Here is a 16,299-nt window from a genome sequence, read left to right as displayed (position 1 = left end):
CGCGTCGGCGACCATCTGCCGGACACGGGATGCTGTCGACCCGCCGATCATCCCGGGTGGGAGAGGAGCGCGATTGCGTCGCGCACGGCCCGATACGTCTCGGGTCGGCCCAGGATCCGGAAGTGGCCCCTAGCCGACAGGAGGACGTTCGTCGCGCCGTCGAGGGCGCTGCCGCCCGGGATGTGCGGGTCGAACCTCCCGAACACCGACACGATCCGACCGTTCATCGACGTGTCGCGGCCGAGGCTGACAATCGTCGCGTCGGACGGGAGGAATGCCCGGATGCTGGGGGCCCACACCAGCCGCGCGAGCGGCGATCCGCCGAACGGCGTGCAGACCGCCACCATTCCGATCACGCCGAGTGCGCGCCCTTCCTGCTCGGCCGGGTCGTCCGCGCCCGGCTGATCGGGGTCGGGCTGGTCGGCGGCCGGGTGGCCCGCGCGGGGTAGCCCCGCCTCCGGCCGCCCCGCCTCCGGCTGACCGGCTCCCGGCCGCTCCGCTCCCGGCCGCCCCGCCCCCGGCTGACCGGCTCCCGGCTGGTCGGCGGGCCGCCGAGCCGCTCCCCGATGACCGGCGGATGCCGGAGCCGTCGCCCGCGCGGCGGCCTCGGCCGGATCGCCGCCTGCGTGGGCTTCGCGTGCCGCCGCGTGCGCCGCGCCCGAGGCGATCAGCAGGTGCTTGCCGATCAGTCCGCCCTTGCTGTGGGCGATGAGCACCCGCCCGGCCGCGGGCGGAGGGGTGCGGGCGAGCGCGCGACCCAGGCGCTCGGCGGTCTCGACGATGTCACGGGTGTTCGCACCGAGACCGTGCACCACCCGGACGCGGTATCCGTCCGCATTCAGCGCGTTCGCGAGGGGGCGCAGAAAGGTCCAATGCTCGTACACGCCAGGCAGGAGGATCACCTCGGGAAGGCCGACCGAGCCCCTCGCCCACGCCCGGGGCGTACCGCGATGACCGCTCGCGCCCCACGGCGGAGCGAGCACGGCGAGCTGGCGCCAGGCGGCGTACGCGTAATCCGCCGCCCACCACACCGCCCGCTGCACGAGCGACCCGCGGGTGGCCGCGGCGAGTGTCATACGGCGCAGTCTATGAGCCGGGGTGATCCCCCGGGTCGCCCGGAGCGGGTGAAAACTTCGGGAGGAATCAGGTCCCATGCCCGAGTCGGCAGGGGTGACCGCGCTTCGCGCCCGGCAGTTCGACCGAGATTCGCGAGCGCAGGCCGATCGACGTGTCGATCGGCCCTGTGCTCGATCGTCATCGTGGTGAAGCATGGAGCACAGGCCCATGCCCGACACGAAGGAATCGTCATGCGCTACACACTGCTGCTGCACTATCCCGAGATGACCGCCGACGACCTCGGCCAGGACGCCCTCGACGAGGGGATGCGGGCATTCGATCTCTATGCGAAAGAGCTCGACGCCGCCGGGGTCCTGGCCTCGGCGGAAGTGCTCCAGCCGTCCATGCTCACGACCACCGTCTCGCGAGCGAACGGCGAGCTCATCGTGCAGGATGGGCCGTTCTCGTCCACGAGGGAGCAGCTCGGCGGCACGTTCGTGATCGACGTCGACGATCTGGATACCGCGATCGCCTGGGCCCAGAAGGCGCCATCGATCGCGTGGGGCGTGGTCGAGATCCGTCCGACCGCCACCCGCTTCGTCGACCACGCCTGGGTCGGCTCGCCGAGCGTGTGACGACACCTCCGCACGCGTGATCACGCCACTGGACGAGGTACGCGCCGCAGCGTTCCGCGCGGCGCGCACCTCGTACGGGCGCCTGGTCGCCCTGCTCGCGGCGCCGACCCGCGACATCCCGCTCGCCGAAGACGCGCTGGCCGATGCATTCGAGCGGGCCCTGCGGTTGTGGCCCGATCAGGGCGTACCCGACCAGCCCGATGCGTGGCTGCTCACCGTGGCCCGTAACCGCCAGCGCGATGTGCTCGGATCGGCTTCCCGGCGCACATCGGTCGCACTCGACCCGGAGGCTCCCGTCATGTCCGCACTCGGCACCGTCGACCTGGACGCTCTCGACGACATCCCCGACAAACGCCTCGAGCTGCTCTTCGTGTGCGCCCACCCCGCGATCGACCCCGCCGCCCGGACGCCCCTCATGCTGCAGACCGTGCTCGGGATCGATGCCTCCGACATCGCCCGCGCATTCGCTGTCTCGCCGGCGGCGATGGGTCAGCGGCTCGTCAGGGCGAAACGCCGGATCCGCGACGCGCGAATCCCGTTCGTCGTGCCGACCCGGGCCGACATGCCGGTGCGGCTGCCTGCCGTGCTCGAAGCGATCTACGGCGCGTACGCGCTGTCGTGGTCCGGTTCGGAAGCCGGGGCCGATCTCGCGGGAGAGTCGCTCTACCTCGCCGTGACCCTCGCCCAGCTGCTCGTCGACGAGCCGGAGGCGTACGGACTGGCGGCCCTGATCGCGCTGTCCTCCGCGCGCTCCGATGCCCGCACCGTCGATGGCGAGTACGTCCCGCTCGAAGAACAGGATGCGACGAGGTGGGATGCCGATCTCATCGCCCTCGGCGAGCGGCTGTTGCGCACCGCTCACGCCGGGCGAGCGCCCGGCCGCTTCCAGCTCGAGGCGGCGATCCAGTCCGCCTCCGCCGTGCGCGTCCGAGGCGAGCGACCCGATTCGGCCGCGATCCTGCGGCTGCATCGCGCGCTCATCGCCGTGAGCCCCACGCTCGGGGCACGCACCGCCCTCGCGGCGGCCGCGGGAACGACGATCGGACCCGACGCGGGGCTGGCCGAGCTCGACGCCATCTCCGCCCCGTCGGCGGTCGAGCGGTTCGGTCCGTACTGGGCGACGCGCGCCCACCTCCTCGCTGCCTCCGGCCGAGACGCCACGGACGCCTACGAGCGGGCCATCGCCCTCGCAGAACGCGCCGACGAGCGCCGCTGGCTCCGCCGGCGCGCGGATTCGGCCCGTCATCGACAGGGGTGACCGGGGAGCGAGATGCACGTCGCTGCACAACGCAGGATCGCTGCTCGGCTGGCGGCTGCTCGGACGGCGTGTCGTGGCTTGGGGTGCAGATCGATCCTGCGTTGTGCAGGCGGCTCGGCGCAGATGAACCACACGACGGCCTCGTGCGACCGCCGGCGAGCGCGTCGATACCCGTCCCACCGCCGGACGACCGAGAACTGACGCACGTCTTGCGCTCGCACATCCCGTCGTCCTATATTCAACTCATCAGTTCTCAACCGTATAGTTGAATAAGGAGGGATGCCGGATGCCGACCGATCAGCTCAGCCGCACGTTCAGCGCTCTCGCTGATCCGACCAGGCGCGCGATCCTCGCGCATCTGGCCGCAGGGGAGGCTACCGTCGGCCAGCTCGCCGAGCCCTTCGACATGAGCTTCGCCGCCGTCTCGAAGCACCTGCGCGTGCTGCAGAGCGCGGGGCTCGTGACCCGTGGGCGCGACGCGCAGTATCGACCCGCCCGGCTCGATGCTCGGCCGCTGGCCGCAGCATCCGGATGGATCACCGATTTCGAGCGGTTCTGGGGCGAGAGCCTCGATTCGCTCGGCACCTACCTCACCGAGCTTCAGCAGTCAGCCACCGTCCGCGCCGACCCTGCGCGCACCGAACCGAAGGACCGATCATGACCGAATCCATCACCGTCACCCGTACGTTCGCCGCTCCGCGAGAACTCGTCTGGGAGGCATTCACCGCACCCCAGCACTTTGCGTCCTGGTTCGGCACCGACGCCGTCGAGGTGCCGCTCGACACCCTCGTCTGGAATGCTGCGCCGGGCAGCGCGTGGAGCGCCGTGATGCATCTGCCCGATGGAACCACGAAGGACTGGGTCGGCGAATTCGTCGAGGTGGATGCCCCGTCGCGGCTGGTCTTCACGCTCACGGATGTGCCGGAGCATCCCGAGAATGCGGCCCCGACGACGGTATCGCTCACCGAGGCCGACGGCGGCACGATCGTGACCCTCACGCAGGAGACGCCCGGATTCACCCCGGAGCAGCAGGCCGGCGTGACCGCCGGCTACGGCGCGTTCCTCGACACGCTCGGCCGGGTCGTGCTCGGGCTCTAGGAGGCCGGCGGGGCGGGTGCGGTCCCCGTGAGAGGCGGCTGCGCCAGGATCGCCCCGGCGAGCTCCCGCGGCTTCGTGAACTGCGGCCAGTGGCCCGTCGGCAGATCGACGTAGGTCAGATCGCGGAAGCGGGTGAAGTCCTGCACCGAGGCCTCGCCGCCCGCGATCCACTCCTGGAGGTCGGCTGCGGAGAACTCGGTGCACACTGCCGTCAGGGGCACGCCGTATCGCCGTTCGTCGTGGAGTGCCACGGGATCGAGCGCGAGTGCGGCGGGCGACGGCACCGCCCGGTCGGAGAAACGCGACAGCGCATCCTCGTCGAGATCACGAAGGTCGGCCTCGTCGAAGTCCGACCACGGCGGCAGGCGCAGATCGCCCCCCTCGGCCGAGAACCCCGCCATGAGCGGCTCGCCCGCCAGCGCAGGGAATCCGCCGACCAGGATGATGCGCGCCACCCGGTCCACTCGCCGGTCGAGGGCGACGGAGGCCACCCCGGCGCCCGCGGAATGCCCGGCGAGCACCACGGGTCCGTCCGCGGCGTCGATCGCGTCGGTCACCGCACCCACGCAGTCGGCGAGCGTCACGGCCGTACGATCCGCGTCCGAAGACTCCATGCCCGGCAGCGTGACCGGATGCGGGGTGTGCCCCGCCTTCGTCAGTTCGGCCGCGACGTCGTTCCACGTCGCGCCGTTCAGCCACAGCCCGGGGACGAGCACGATGTCCATCGATCGACCTCCTCGCGCGCGTCTCGGGGGCGCGCTGTGGCCCTAGCATCCCGCACCCGTCCGACATCGTCGACAGGCACCGTCGACTCGCGCGACTCGGTCGCTCATGCCGGCCATATGCAGGGCGAGATGTGAAACCTGTGGCGAACGGACGGCAACACCCCGACGTTGCGTGGGCGGCTCCCTGCAGACGGCGGCAGTCCTCCCGCGAAACACCCGCTCCAGGGCGTGGGACGATGGAAGGATGTCCGTCGCCCCGTTCCCGTTCGTCGAGGAACTGACGATCGCGCGACTCGTGGGGCCGTTGTCGTACAGCCGCGGGCGCACGTACGCGGCGAACGGGCGGGTCACCCATCTCGAGTGGAACCCCGCCGCGCAGCGGCTCTCGGCCGATGTGCAGGGCACCGACCCTCGCCCGTATCGCGTCGTCGCGCTCCTCTCCGGTGCCGCGACCGCCCGGGCGCTCGTGCGCAGTGCAACGTGCACCTGCCCGCTCACGATCAACTGCAAGCACGCCGTCGCGATGCTCCTCGAGTCGAACTCCCGCCACCGCGCCGACGAGGCGAAGGCATCGCCCACCGGGGCGCCGGCCGGATGGCGTGGCCTGGTCTCGACGTTCGAACCGATCGTGTCGGATGCGGCGACTCCGCGCCGTACGCTGGCCCTGCAGTTCGCGCTCCGCGCCGGCCGCGCCCGGGGCGGCAAAGGCGGGAGGGACGTCCGCAGCGGTCGCGCGGTGCGCGACGAGCTGGCGACCGACGCGGCATCCGTCAACGGCCTCGGCGTGCGACCGGTGACGCGCGGCGTGCGCGGCGGATGGATCAAAGGCGACCTGACGTGGCAGAACGTCGGCTACCAGGGCGCTGCGGGCGGATTCGAGCCCGCGCAGGCGCGGTGGTTCGCGCAGCTCGTCACGCTCCGCAACGCGTCCCTCGGAGGCATCGCCGATTACGGGTCGGAATGGATCGGCCTCGACGGGTTCGAGTCGGCGCTGCTGTGGGCACTGCTCGACGAGGCTCAGGCCCTCGGCATCCCGCTCGTGGCTGCCGGCTCGCCCGGAGGCTCTCCATCGTCAGCATCGGTCGAGATCGCGCCCTCCGCGACGATCGGGTTCGATGCCCGCGCATCCGAAGGCGGTCTCGAGCTCGCGCCCCGCGTCGTGATCGGTGACGCGTCGTACGACGCCGCCCAGACCGGGCTGATCGGCTCGCACGGTGTCTACGGCTACGAGTTCGGCGCGCCCGAGGGGCATCCAACACTGCGCCTCGCGCGCCTGAGCCGGCCCGCGACCCGCGCCGAGCGCGGCATCATCGGGCGACCCGAACCCGTTCGTGTAGAGGCCGACGAACTGCCCGAGTTCCTCGACGAGCACTTCGCCACGCTCGCCCGCGCTGTGCGCGTCACGAGCGACGATGCGAGTTTCACGCCCCCTGCGCTTCCCCCCGCGACCCTCGTGCTCACTGCGCGCTATGAGCCGGGCAACGTCCTGCGGCTGGACTGGGACTGGCAGCTCGCCGACCGCCGGCGCCTTCCGCTCACCGTGCCCGACAGCGCCTTCCTCGACCCGGTCGCCGAGCGCGCCCCTGCGGCGGCCGTCGCCGACATCCTGCGCGCGGACCCCGCCGGTGCTCCCGCGTTGAGCGGGGGAGAGCTGCGGGCAGCGCTCATCCTCCGCGGTGTCGACGCCGCGGAGTTCACCGCCCGCGTGCTCCCCGCGATCGAAGACATCCCGCACGTGCGGATCGAGGTGATCGGCACGAAGCCCGACTACCGCGAGATCGTCGAAGCCCCCGAACTGACCGTCTCGGCGGTCGAGACCGAGTCCAACGACTGGTTCGATCTCGGCGTGATCGTCAAGGTCGAGGGCAAGACGGTGCCGTTCGGGCCGCTGTTCCGCGCGCTCTCGCGCGGGGCGACGAAGCTGCTGCTGGTCGACCAGAGCTATCTGTCGCTGAATCAGCCCGTCTTCGCGCCGCTCCGCGAACTGATCGACGAAGCCGGCACCCTCGAGGAGTGGGAGACCGGTCTCCGCATCAGCAAGTACCAGACCGCGCTGTACGCCGAGTTCGAGGATCTCGCCGACCAGAGCGAGGCCGCCGTCGCATGGCGGGCGACGGTCGACGGCCTGCGCGATCTCACGGCGATCGAGCCCGTGCCCGTTCCGCCCGGATTCACGGGCGAGCTGCGTCCGTACCAGCTCGACGGCTTCCGCTGGCTGGCGTTCCTGCACGCGCACGCCCTCGGCGGGATCCTCGCCGACGACATGGGCCTCGGCAAGACCGCGCAGACCCTCGCGCTCATCGCGCACGCCGCGAGCGACCGCCCCGCTGCCCGCGCGACGGGGCCCTTCCTGGTGGTCGCTCCCACCTCGGTCGTCTCGAACTGGGCGCGCGAAGCATCCCGCTTCACTCCCGGCCTGCGAGTCGCCCTGATCACCGAGACGAGCGGCAAGAGCGGGAAGACACTGGCGGATGCTGCGGCTGGCGCAGACATCGTCCTCACCACGTACGCGATCCTGCGCCTGGACGCCGAAGAGTTCGCAGGTCACGAGTGGTCCGGGCTCGTGCTCGACGAGGCGCAGTTCGCGAAGAATCCGGCATCCAAGGTCCACGAGGCCGCGCGCGGCATCCGGGCGCCGTTCCGGCTGGCCGTCACCGGCACGCCCATCGAGAACAACCTGACCGAGCTGTGGGCACTGTTCCAGATCGTCGCACCCGGCCTCTTCCCGTCCGCCCGCGAGTTCGCCGAGAAGTACCGGCGGCCCATCGAGGTCAATCACAACGGCGAGCGGCTCGCGCGGCTCCGCCGACGGGTTCGGCCGTTTCTGCTGCGCCGCACGAAAGAGGCTGTGGCGCCCGAGCTGCCGCCGAAGCAGGAGCAGGTGCTCGAGATCCCGCTCGACCCCCGGCACCGTCGCATATACGACACGCACCTGCAGCGCGAGCGGCAGAAGATCCTGGGGCTGGTCGACGATCTCGACCGCAACCGGTTCATCGTCTTCCGCTCGCTCACGCTGCTGCGCATGCTGAGCCTGGACGCCGCGCTCATCGACCCGGACGGCTACGCCAACGTCCCCTCGGCCAAGCTCGACGCGCTGCTGGAACAGCTCGACGATGTCGTCGGCGAAGGCCACCAGGCGCTCGTGTTCAGCCAGTTCACGTCATTCCTGCAGCGCGCAGCGGCGCGATTGGATGCTGCCGGCATCCCGTACTCGTACCTCGACGGCACGACCCGCCGCCGCGGCGAGGTGATCGACGGCTTCCGCCGAGGGGACGCGCCGGTGTTCCTGATCAGCCTCAAGGCCGGGGGGTTCGGGCTCAACCTCACCGAGGCCGACTACGTGTTCCTGCTCGATCCCTGGTGGAATCCGGCCAGCGAAGCGCAGGCCATCGACCGCACCCACCGCATCGGGCAGGACAAGCAGGTGATGGTCTACCGTCTCGTCGCCGAGGGGACGATCGAGCAGAAGGTCATGGCGCTCAAGGAGAAGAAGGCGGCCCTCGTCTCGGCTGTGCTCGACGACGATGCGTTCTTCAGCGAGGCGCTGTCGGCCGACGACATCCGCGGCCTTCTGGAGACATAGCGCGGGGCCGCACGCGAGAGTGGAAGGATGGCTGCATGCTCATCCCCACCGTGACACTCAACGACGGCACCGCGTTCCCCGAGCTCGGGCTCGGCACGTACAACCTCCGCGGAGAATCGGGCATCGACGCGATCGTCGCGGCGATCGCGTCGGGCTATCGCCTGCTGGATTCCGCGGTCAACTACCAGAACGAGCAGGAGGTCGGCGAAGCCGTCCGCCGATCCGGCCTCGACCGCGACGAGCTGATCGTGACCACCAAGATCCCCGGGCGCGATCACGGCTTCGACGAGACTCTCGCCAGTGCCGAGGCATCCCTCCAGCGTCTCGGCCTGGACCGCATCGATCTTTACCTGATCCACTGGCCGAACCCGAGCGTCGGGAGGTTCGTCGACACCTACCGTGCGATGGTCGAGCTGCAGCGCCGCGGCGTCGTCCGATCGGTAGGCGTGTCGAACTTCACCCCCGAGATGCTCACCCGCCTGATCGACGAGACCGGAGTCACCCCCGCCGTCAACCAGGTCGAGCTGCACCCCTACTTTCCGCAGGCCGAGCTGCGCGCGTTCCACCGTGCGCACGGCATCCGTACCGAGAGCTGGAGCCCGCTCGCCCGGCGAAGCGAGCTGCTCAGCGAACCGGTCATCAACAGCCTCGCGGAGCAGCACGGCGTCACGCCCACGCAGATCGTCCTGCGGTGGCACACTCAGCTCGATTCCACGCCGATCCCGAAGTCGGCCGACCCGGTACGCCAGCGCGAGAACGCCGATGTGTTCGGCTTCACCCTCGACCACTCCGAGCTGGGTGACATCTCCGTGCTCGAGCGCGGCCGGCTGTGGGACGGCGATCCCGACACGCACGAAGAGATGTGAGTGAGGCCTCGGCCTGAGGCATCCGTCCGTCTCGATGGGCGCTCCGTCCTTGCGATCCGTCTGCAGGGAGCGGTGTGGCGGGAGTGAAGACCGATCCGCTCGAATCACGCGTTGCGAAGGCCTGTCCCTGCAGACGGCCGGAACGGACGCTGAGGAGAGGGGCGCGGTCGGTCAGTGATTCTCGGCGGAGAGGGCGCCGAGCCACTCGTCGAACGTCTGCCGGCCGAGAAGGGGCTTGCCGGCGGGAAGCAGAGACCCGTCGCGCTGCGCCCTGCCGGAGGCGCCGGGGAGGGCGACCGACGGGATCCAGGCGCGCGACCCTCGAGCGCGGGCGTAGGCGCGGATCATCCGGGGGAGGTCCTCCTCGCGGGGCCCGGCCAGCTCTCTCGCTCGTCCCGACGCGCCTGTCGCGGCGAGATCGATGAGGTGCGCGGCGACCTCACTCGCCGCGACGGGCCGGGTGCGCATCTTCGGCGCGAGGTGGAAAGGCCCGACCTTCGCGCGGCCGTACATCTGGGCGGCGAATTCGTGGAACTGCGTGGCCCGCAGGATCGTCCACGGGGTCGGTCCGGCCTCGACGAGACGTTCCTGAGCGAACTTGCCGGCGTAATACGCCTCGGGCGCCCGGTCGATCCCGACGATGGAGAGCACGAGGTGGTGGCGCACGCCCGCGGCGGCCCCGGCATCCAGCAGGGCGCGGGAAGTGGTCGTGAAGAACTGGGTCGACTCGTCCGCCGAGATCGTCGGCACGCTGAGCACGTCGATGACGACATCGACCCCCGCGAGGCGGTCGGTCAGGCCGGAGACGGACCGCAGGTCGACGCCGGCCGCGCGCGCCAGGGTGATGACCTCATGCCCGCGCGCGTGGGCAGCCTCGCCGACGTGCGTGCCGACCGTTCCCGTGCCTCCGGCCACGGCGATTCGCATGGTCTCTCTCTTCTCTTCGGTCCGTCTTTCCGGAGGCCGCCCGCGGCGCGCTCCGCGATGGCAGCAAGAGCACGATATCGAAGGTCCGCGTGCACAACGCAGGATGGATCGGCGTAAGGGAGATCCCCCGCCGCGGAATTCCGCGGGTCAGGCCGCGAGCATGTGCTCTTCATCCTGCGTTGTGCATGTCAGCGCCGAGGCAGTGGAGGCAGCGCGGTCGAAGAAGGGGGCCGTCGTGTCGGGCGCCCGGCGTATCGTCGCGAGAGCGACGGCACGAGAGCGACCGGCACGAGAGCGACGCCACGAGAGCGACGGCACGAGAGCGACCGGCACGAGAGAGCGAGCAACGCGATGAGCGACCCGATTCCCCGCACCTACCCGCAGGGGGTGCCCTGCTGGGTCGACCTCCAGGCTCCCGATCCCGACGCGGCACAGAAGTTCTACGGCGCCCTGTTCGGGTGGACATTCACCGAGGCGATGCCGCCGGGCGCTCCCGGGTCGTACCTGATCGCATCGCTCAGCGGTGCGGATGCTGCAGCCATCGCCCCGCGCGGCGACAGCGTCGGGTGGGTGAGCTACATCGCGTGCGACGACGCCGACGCGACCGCCGACGCGGTCATCCGCTCCGGGGGCTCGGTCACGTCCCCGCCCGAGGACGCGGGCCCCGGTGGCAGAGCGGCGACGTGCGCCGATCCGCAAGGAGCGATGTTCCGGCTGTGGCAGCCCCGTCGTCGCCTGGGCGCGCAGATCGTGAACGCGCCGGGCGCTTGGAACTTCAGCGACCTGCACACCCCGGATGCCACGGCCGCACTCGCGTTCTACGGCGAGGTGTTCGGCTGGCGGCTCGACCCCGACCTCGGCGCCGGGATGATCCGGCTCCCGGGGTACGGCGAGCATCTCGCATCGACGTCGGATCCCGACATCCACGAGCGCCAGAGGTTCGCGCCCGCGGGCTTCGCGGATGTGATCGCCGGCATCACGGTCGATGACACCGCCGGCAACCCCGCGGCGGGCCGGCCGGCGTCGTGGCAGATCCGCTTCACCGTCGCCGATCGAGACCAGAGCGTCGCGCTCGCCGAGCGGCTCGGGGCACATGTGGTCTCGAACGGCGACACCCCGTGGACCCGCGAGGCGCGGATCGTCGACCCTCAGGGGGCCGAGCTCATCCTCAGCCAGTTCGCCCCACGGGGGTGAGCGGACGGCGGGCAGCTACAGCTGCGCGCCGTTGTCGTCAGGATCGTCGAGCCCGGCGGTGCGCCCGCGCCACGACTCGTAGGCGATGAGCCACCCGATTCCGATCGCCGCGCCGAGGACGAGCCCCAGCCACAAGCTGCCCCAGATCAACCCGAACAGCGCGCCGAGCGCGATCAGCAGGACGGTACCGAGGATCCATCCGATGCGGCCGCGAGGAAATCCGGTGCGCTCTTCGGTCATGCGCTCATCCTACGGCGAGCTCGCGACCGTCGACGGCGCGGCCGAGCGAGCGGGGCCGCGTCAGGATGCCGGGGCCGCGTCAGGATGCCGGGGCCGCGTCAGGATGAGGGGGCCGCGTCAGGATGCCGGGGCCGCGTCAGGATGCCGGGGCCGCGTCAGGATGAGGGGGCCGCGTCAGGATGCCGGGGCCGCGTCAGGATGCCGGGGCCGCGTTGAGCGACAGCATCCATTCGATGCCGAATCTGTCGGTCAGCATGCCGAAGCGACCGCCCCACGGCGGCGTCTCGAACGGCATGGTGACGCTGCCCCCTTCGGCGAGGCCGTTCCACCACCGCTCGAGGGCGGCCTCGTCGTCGCCGCTGATCGACACCGAGATTCCTGCCGGCTTGACCCACTCCATGTGACGGGGTGTGTCGGCGCCCATCAGCACGAAGCCGTCGGGCGTCTCGAGCTGCGCATGCATCACGAGATGGAGCTCGGAGGGCTCGACGCCCATGTCGGGAAAGGCCTCGAACGTCATGACGTCGAGTTCGCCGCCCAAGACGGACTGGTAGAACTCCATGGCCGCGCGCGCGGAGTCGTGGAACGAGATGTAGGGATTGAGGCTGGGCATGCGAGGCTCCCGGTATCGGTGGAACGCCGTGAGGATGCGCGGCACGGCTCAGTGTCGTCCGGGCCTCCGACATCCGCAAGACCCCGCATGGCGGACCCGAACTCAGGCCGGCGGCTCTTGCGGAATGAGGATCCAGAGCAGGATGTAGACGAGGATCGAGACGCCGAAGAACACGACGCCGATCACGGTGAGCACCCGGACGACGGCGGTATTCCATCCGAAACGGTTTGCGACAGCGGCGCAGACCCCGGCGAGGACTCGACCCTGACGAGGGCGGATGAGTGCGTTCATAGGTTCATCCTCCCAGCCCGGACGCCGCCGCACAGGAGGGGTGCCCCGAGCGACCAGGGCTCAGCGCGCGCGGTGATCCTCGGGATGCAGCCGAGGCCCGCGTCGCGGCTCGTGGACGCCGCTGGCGTAGATCAGGCGGATCACGCGCTGACGCTGACCGGCCCACGGGGCGAGGAGCCGCAGCATCCCATCGTCATCGACTCGGTGCCCGGTGAGCGCGTACCCGACCTCGTGCGCGAGGTGGAAATCGCCGACGCTCACCGCATCCGGGTCGCCGAGCGCGCGGATGCGGGTCTCGGCGGAGGTCCACGGCCCGACGCCGCGCAGCGCGATCAGCACGCGGTCGCGGGCTTCTCCGTCCGGCGCTCCGGCGACCGCGCGGGCGATCGCGTCGCCGCGGCGAGCCGCCTCGACGATCGCTCGCGCCTGCGGCGGCTCGAGGCCCGCGCGATGCCACGCCCAGGACGGCACGTGCCGCCACCCGTCGATCGTGGGCGGAGCGAACATCGGCCTCGGGGTCGGCCCCGGGGCGCGCTCGCCGTGCCACACGACGATTCGGCGCCAGGCGCCGAACGCCTGCATCCCGGTGACCTTCTGCTCCATGATCGCGCCCGCGAGCGCGTCGAACACGAGGTCGGTGCGGCCCAGCCGGAGTCCGGGATGACGGCGGTGCGCGTCGGCGATGAGCGGATGCGGCGACCCGTCGAACTCCGACGCGTCATCGCCCGCCCCGCACAGGGCGGGCAGCTGCGTGATCGCCCAGCGCGCCCCGGGGCCCCAGGCGGCGCCCCGGATCTCGCCCGCCGTCGTCTCGCGCAGTGCGAGCGTCGCGACCCCATCGGGGGTCCGGCTCACGCGCCATATCACCGCGCCGTCGACGGTCATCGTGGGGTCGCCAGCGCCCCGTCGCTGAGGCAGCACGGTGCCACGGAGGTCGAGCGGGTGCCGCGGGCGGTACACGGTCTCGATCGGCCGGCCGTCGTCGGGCCGGGGACCGCGGGTCTCGATCGAGCCGTTCGCCCGAGCGCGGCGCACCTTCCGCCCCGCGTACCCGATCTCCGTCACGCGCTCACCCTACGCCGACCCGTCTGACATTCGGGCCGGGGGATGCCGCTGCGCGGCGCTTTTTCGGAGGTCTGCGGTTCTTCGGAGCGCGCGGGGTGAAAGCATCCGAGGTTGTGCGGTTCTCCGAGGTTGCGCGGTTGTCCGAGGTTGTGCTGTCGGGCTGGGGGATGCCGCTGCGCGGCGCTTTCTCGGAGGTCTGCGGTTCTTCGGAGCGCGCGGGGTGAAAGCATCCGGCGCTGTGCGGTTCTCCGTGGTTGCGAGGTTGCGCGGAGCGCGTCAGAAGCGGTCGGGAGAGGGAGCGCCGTGACCGTACCGGATCGCGACGTCGGCGTGCCGATCGAACCGGTACCCGACACCACGGACCGTCCGCACGATGTCTTCGTACCGACCGAGCTTGGCGCGCAGGCGCCGCACGTGCACGTCGATCGTGCGCTCGCCCGGGGCGTCGTCATCGGTCGCCTGCCACAGCGACGCGACGAGCTCGGTGCGCTCGATCGTGCGGCCCTCGCGAAGAACGAGGTACTGCAGCAGCTCGAACTCCTTGAACGTGAAGGCGGCCGACTCGCCGTCGATCAGCACGCGCTTGCGCGAGATGTCGACGACCACGCCATCGGCAGCGCGATCCTCGTCTTCGGGCTCGTCCTTCGTGCGCGCGACCGCCGAGGGCTCGTGGAGTGCGAGTCGCACGACGTCGACGTCGCGTCCCCCTGCGCCGGCCGGGGCGAGGGCCACGGTCGCGTAGGTCTCGGCGGCGGGCGCCAGCTCGGCGATCGTGCGACGCAGCGCGTCGACGAGCACGCCGAGCGAGACTCCGGATGCCGCGGCCTTGAGCTCGTCGATACCCACATAAAGGGCGAATCCGCGGGGCGACGTGCCTGCGGGGAGGTTGTGCCCGGGCGCGGCGGGCGCTGCGGGAGCGGGCGCTGCGGGAGCGGGCGCTGCGGCGGCGGGCGCTGCGGGAGTCGCTCGCTGCGCGTCCGACAGCGGCGGCACCGCCTGCAGGTGACGCGTCGGGGCGGGACGATCGAGGAGGAGTGTGTTCGACATGATGTGAAGTCCTTGCGGATGGGAACCCGGGCCGTCTGGCCTCATGGGTTCGGATGTGCTGCTGTTCGGCCGGATATGGCCGGGGTACGAGTCATCCGGATGCGCGTGATCGACGCGAGGACCGGAGCTCGGGGGATCCGCGGCGCATTCAGAAGCGACGGCTGGATCCGGCGGGGTTTCACCGTGTGGGTGAGAGCTCGTGTCAGCGACACATTCGGCAACACATGGCAACGCGCCCGGCCATCATGCCGGTAGTCCCGTTCGCCTCCAGGGCGGACAGAGAGCGTGCGTTGTCAGTCATGAAGCTGATTATGACCGAATGCGTCGCAATGCGTCAAATCGCACGGATGCTACGCCATCCGTGTGACGAAATGTTGCAGATTGCTCAATTCATCGCCCGACACGCGGTCTCGTCCGCCTGACCCATAAGTTGGCTCCGCCGACAAATGTCTTGCGCTCACGCCGTAAGCGTTCTAGCATCCCTATCGAAGCGGTTCCGCGAAGCGCTTCGATGATCACGCAGCGCAAGTCAGACGACGGAGTCTTCATGGCGAAGATCGACGAGGTGGCCAAAGCCGCCGGCGTGTCCATCAGCACCGTGTCGTACGCGTTGAGCGGCAAGCGCCCGGTCTCGGCCGAGACGCGCACACGCATCGAAGCCGCCGTCCTCGAGCTGGACTACCACCCCAACGCCGGTGCTCGGATGCTGGCGGGCAGCCGCACCAACATCTTCGCCCTGACCGAGCCGTTCCGTGGCGACACGCACGCCCCGACGCACATGTCGTTCGTGCTCGCGGCCTCGATCGCCGCGCGTCGCAACGACTACGACCTTCTCCTCCTCACCCAGGAGGACTCCTCCCGCGGGATGAGCCGCGTGGCCTCCAGCGGGCTCGTCGACGGGATCCTCGTGCTCGACGTCGCCCCCGCGGATGAAAGGGTCGCCCTGGCGCGTCGGATCGACATCCCCACCGTGTTCATCGGCGTGCCCGACGACCACGAGGGTCTCGTCTGCGTCGACCTCGACTTCGAGGCGGCGGCAGCACTGGCCGTGCAGCGCCTCGCCGATGCCGGGCACCGCAGCGTCGGGCTCATCGGCCAGCCCGCGATCGCGTACGACAACTCCAACTTCCCGCCGCGCGTGCGCCGAGGGTTCGACGCGCAGGCGGACGAGTGCGGTCTCGACGCCCAGTTCCGCACGTCGGGTTCGGTGCGGCCGGATGCGATCACGACGCGGCGCGGCACCGCCGAACTGCTCGATGCCGGTGTCACCGGCCTCGTCGTGCACGCCTCGGAAGAGGCGATCCGGGAGGTCCTCGCCGAGGTGGGCGAGCGGGGACTGTCGATACCCGCCGACGTCTCGGTGATCTCGGTGGCGTCGAGCTTCGACGCGGCATCCCTCGCGCCTCCGCTCGACGACATCCCCCTCATCCCGCAGCGGTCGTGCGACGTCGCGGTCGACCTCGCTCTGCGAGCGCTCGAGGCGAATCCGCCCGCGCCCAGCGTCCACCTGATCGCCCCCGAATACCACTCCCGCGGTTCCGTCGGATCCGTGCGCGAGGGGCCTGAGGACACGGCCCGCTGATGCCCGGAGCCCATCGGCGCTGTCGCATCCCCTGCATCGAAGCGCTTCGACGATAACTGAAGACACCCGCACCACACCCTCCGTCCCACCGCTGGGACGCCTCAGAAAGGAGTGCCGAA

At 70.7% G+C, this 16,299-nt stretch carries 16 protein-coding genes; 8 read left to right on the top strand and 8 right to left on the bottom strand.

The window, feature by feature from the left end; genetic code table 11:
• Positions 1-47: 47 nt before the first annotated feature.
• Positions 48-1,076 (bottom strand): esterase/lipase family protein, encoded by a 1,029-nt coding sequence (locus F6B43_RS19740; RefSeq protein WP_211368063.1) that lies wholly within the window; start codon positions 1,074-1,076, stop codon positions 48-50.
• A 231-nt stretch (positions 1,077-1,307) separates the two neighbouring features.
• On the opposite strand from F6B43_RS19740, the gene F6B43_RS08240 reads away from it, so the two are divergent.
• The 4 genes from F6B43_RS08240 to F6B43_RS08225 all read left to right on the top strand — a co-directional run bounded on the left by F6B43_RS08240 (position 1,308) and on the right by F6B43_RS08225 (position 4,047).
• Positions 1,308-1,691: a YciI family protein gene (locus F6B43_RS08240; protein WP_150448307.1), complete on the top strand. Its 384-nt coding sequence runs from the start codon at positions 1,308-1,310 to the stop codon at positions 1,689-1,691.
• Between the two features lie 16 nt (positions 1,692-1,707).
• Positions 1,708-2,949 carry an RNA polymerase sigma factor gene (locus F6B43_RS08235; RefSeq protein ID WP_150448306.1) on the top strand — a complete coding sequence of 414 codons (1,242 nt, stop codon included), beginning with the start codon at positions 1,708-1,710 and terminating at the stop codon, positions 2,947-2,949.
• 286 nt (positions 2,950-3,235) lie between these two features.
• On the top strand, positions 3,236-3,610 hold the full coding sequence (locus F6B43_RS08230) for an ArsR/SmtB family transcription factor (protein ID WP_150448305.1): 375 nt from the start codon (positions 3,236-3,238) through the stop codon (positions 3,608-3,610).
• Entirely contained in the window at positions 3,607-4,047 is a 441-nt protein-coding gene (locus F6B43_RS08225; protein WP_150448304.1) for an SRPBCC family protein, read from the top strand. The genes F6B43_RS08230 and F6B43_RS08225 overlap by 4 nt, the downstream gene beginning before the upstream one ends.
• Here the strand turns inward: F6B43_RS08225 and F6B43_RS08220 are convergent.
• Entirely contained in the window at positions 4,044-4,772 is a 729-nt protein-coding gene (locus F6B43_RS08220) for an alpha/beta fold hydrolase (protein ID WP_150448303.1), read from the bottom strand. The two genes, F6B43_RS08225 and F6B43_RS08220, sit on opposite strands and share 4 nt — an antisense overlap.
• 244 nt (positions 4,773-5,016) lie before the next feature.
• On the opposite strand from F6B43_RS08220, the gene F6B43_RS08215 reads away from it, so the two are divergent.
• Positions 5,017-8,355, top strand: coding sequence for a DEAD/DEAH box helicase (locus tag F6B43_RS08215; RefSeq protein ID WP_150448302.1), 3,339 nt, complete (start codon positions 5,017-5,019; stop codon positions 8,353-8,355).
• Positions 8,356-8,390: 35 nt separating this feature from the next.
• Positions 8,391-9,221, top strand: a complete 831-nt coding sequence (locus tag F6B43_RS08210; protein WP_150448301.1) for an aldo/keto reductase — start codon at positions 8,391-8,393, stop codon at positions 9,219-9,221.
• 171 nt (positions 9,222-9,392) lie between these two features.
• On the opposite strand, the gene F6B43_RS08205 is transcribed toward F6B43_RS08210, so the two are convergent.
• A complete protein-coding gene (locus F6B43_RS08205; protein ID WP_150448300.1) occupies positions 9,393-10,148 on the bottom strand; it encodes an SDR family oxidoreductase in 756 nt (251 codons plus the stop codon).
• A 351-nt stretch (positions 10,149-10,499) separates the two neighbouring features.
• Between F6B43_RS08205 and F6B43_RS08200 the strand changes: the two genes are divergently transcribed.
• Complete coding sequence (locus F6B43_RS08200) at positions 10,500-11,342, top strand: VOC family protein (protein WP_150448299.1); 843 nt, start codon at positions 10,500-10,502, stop codon at positions 11,340-11,342.
• Positions 11,343-11,357: 15 nt separating this feature from the next.
• Here F6B43_RS08200 and F6B43_RS08195 read toward each other — a convergent pair whose 3' ends face one another.
• The 5 genes from F6B43_RS08195 to F6B43_RS08175 form a co-directional block, all read right to left on the bottom strand.
• Complete coding sequence (locus tag F6B43_RS08195) at positions 11,358-11,582, bottom strand: hypothetical protein (RefSeq protein ID WP_150448298.1); 225 nt, start codon at positions 11,580-11,582, stop codon at positions 11,358-11,360.
• 193 nt (positions 11,583-11,775) lie between these two features.
• On the bottom strand, positions 11,776-12,195 hold the full coding sequence (locus F6B43_RS08190; protein ID WP_150448297.1) for a VOC family protein: 420 nt from the start codon (positions 12,193-12,195) through the stop codon (positions 11,776-11,778).
• Positions 12,196-12,297: 102 nt separating this feature from the next.
• Positions 12,298-12,486, bottom strand: a complete 189-nt coding sequence (locus F6B43_RS08185; protein WP_150448296.1) for a PspC domain-containing protein — start codon at positions 12,484-12,486, stop codon at positions 12,298-12,300.
• Between the two features lie 60 nt (positions 12,487-12,546).
• A complete protein-coding gene (locus F6B43_RS08180; RefSeq protein WP_150448515.1) occupies positions 12,547-13,494 on the bottom strand; it encodes a DNA-3-methyladenine glycosylase family protein in 948 nt (315 codons plus the stop codon).
• Positions 13,495-13,827: 333 nt separating this feature from the next.
• On the bottom strand, positions 13,828-14,598 hold the full coding sequence (locus F6B43_RS08175; RefSeq protein WP_150448295.1) for a winged helix-turn-helix domain-containing protein: 771 nt from the start codon (positions 14,596-14,598) through the stop codon (positions 13,828-13,830).
• 547 nt (positions 14,599-15,145) lie between these two features.
• Here F6B43_RS08175 and F6B43_RS08170 point away from each other — a divergent pair.
• Positions 15,146-16,180: a LacI family DNA-binding transcriptional regulator gene (locus F6B43_RS08170; protein ID WP_150448294.1), complete on the top strand. Its 1,035-nt coding sequence runs from the start codon at positions 15,146-15,148 to the stop codon at positions 16,178-16,180.
• Positions 16,181-16,299 lie beyond the last annotated feature (119 nt).

It is taken from the genome of Microbacterium rhizomatis, from assembly GCF_008710745.1.
Taxonomy (GTDB): Bacteria; Actinomycetota; Actinomycetes; order Actinomycetales; family Microbacteriaceae; genus Microbacterium; species Microbacterium rhizomatis.
The sequence above is the reverse complement of the archived record's forward strand: the minus strand, read 5'-3'. Positions and strand labels throughout refer to the sequence as shown.

Bases quoted from the DNA above. Each gene is read 5' to 3' on its own strand.
- F6B43_RS08210 (WP_150448301.1), top strand. From the start codon at position 8,391: ATGCTCATCCCCACCGTGACACTCAACGACGGCACCGCGTTCCCCGAG.
- F6B43_RS08240 (WP_150448307.1), top strand. From the start codon at position 1,308: ATGCGCTACACACTGCTGCTGCACTATCCCGAGATGACCGCCGACGAC.
- F6B43_RS08175 (WP_150448295.1), bottom strand. From the start codon at position 14,598: ATGTCGAACACACTCCTCCTCGATCGTCCCGCCCCGACGCGTCACCTG.
- F6B43_RS08215 (WP_150448302.1), top strand. From the start codon at position 5,017: ATGTCCGTCGCCCCGTTCCCGTTCGTCGAGGAACTGACGATCGCGCGA.
- F6B43_RS08190 (WP_150448297.1), bottom strand. From the start codon at position 12,195: ATGCCCAGCCTCAATCCCTACATCTCGTTCCACGACTCCGCGCGCGCG.
- F6B43_RS08225 (WP_150448304.1), top strand. From the start codon at position 3,607: ATGACCGAATCCATCACCGTCACCCGTACGTTCGCCGCTCCGCGAGAA.
- F6B43_RS08195 (WP_150448298.1), bottom strand. From the start codon at position 11,582: ATGACCGAAGAGCGCACCGGATTTCCTCGCGGCCGCATCGGATGGATC.
- F6B43_RS08205 (WP_150448300.1), bottom strand. From the start codon at position 10,148: ATGCGAATCGCCGTGGCCGGAGGCACGGGAACGGTCGGCACGCACGTC.
- F6B43_RS08170 (WP_150448294.1), top strand. From the start codon at position 15,146: ATGGCGAAGATCGACGAGGTGGCCAAAGCCGCCGGCGTGTCCATCAGC.
- F6B43_RS08220 (WP_150448303.1), bottom strand. From the start codon at position 4,772: ATGGACATCGTGCTCGTCCCCGGGCTGTGGCTGAACGGCGCGACGTGG.
- F6B43_RS19740 (WP_211368063.1), bottom strand. From the start codon at position 1,076: ATGACACTCGCCGCGGCCACCCGCGGGTCGCTCGTGCAGCGGGCGGTG.
- F6B43_RS08200 (WP_150448299.1), top strand. From the start codon at position 10,500: ATGAGCGACCCGATTCCCCGCACCTACCCGCAGGGGGTGCCCTGCTGG.
- F6B43_RS08185 (WP_150448296.1), bottom strand. From the start codon at position 12,486: ATGAACGCACTCATCCGCCCTCGTCAGGGTCGAGTCCTCGCCGGGGTC.
- F6B43_RS08230 (WP_150448305.1), top strand. From the start codon at position 3,236: ATGCCGACCGATCAGCTCAGCCGCACGTTCAGCGCTCTCGCTGATCCG.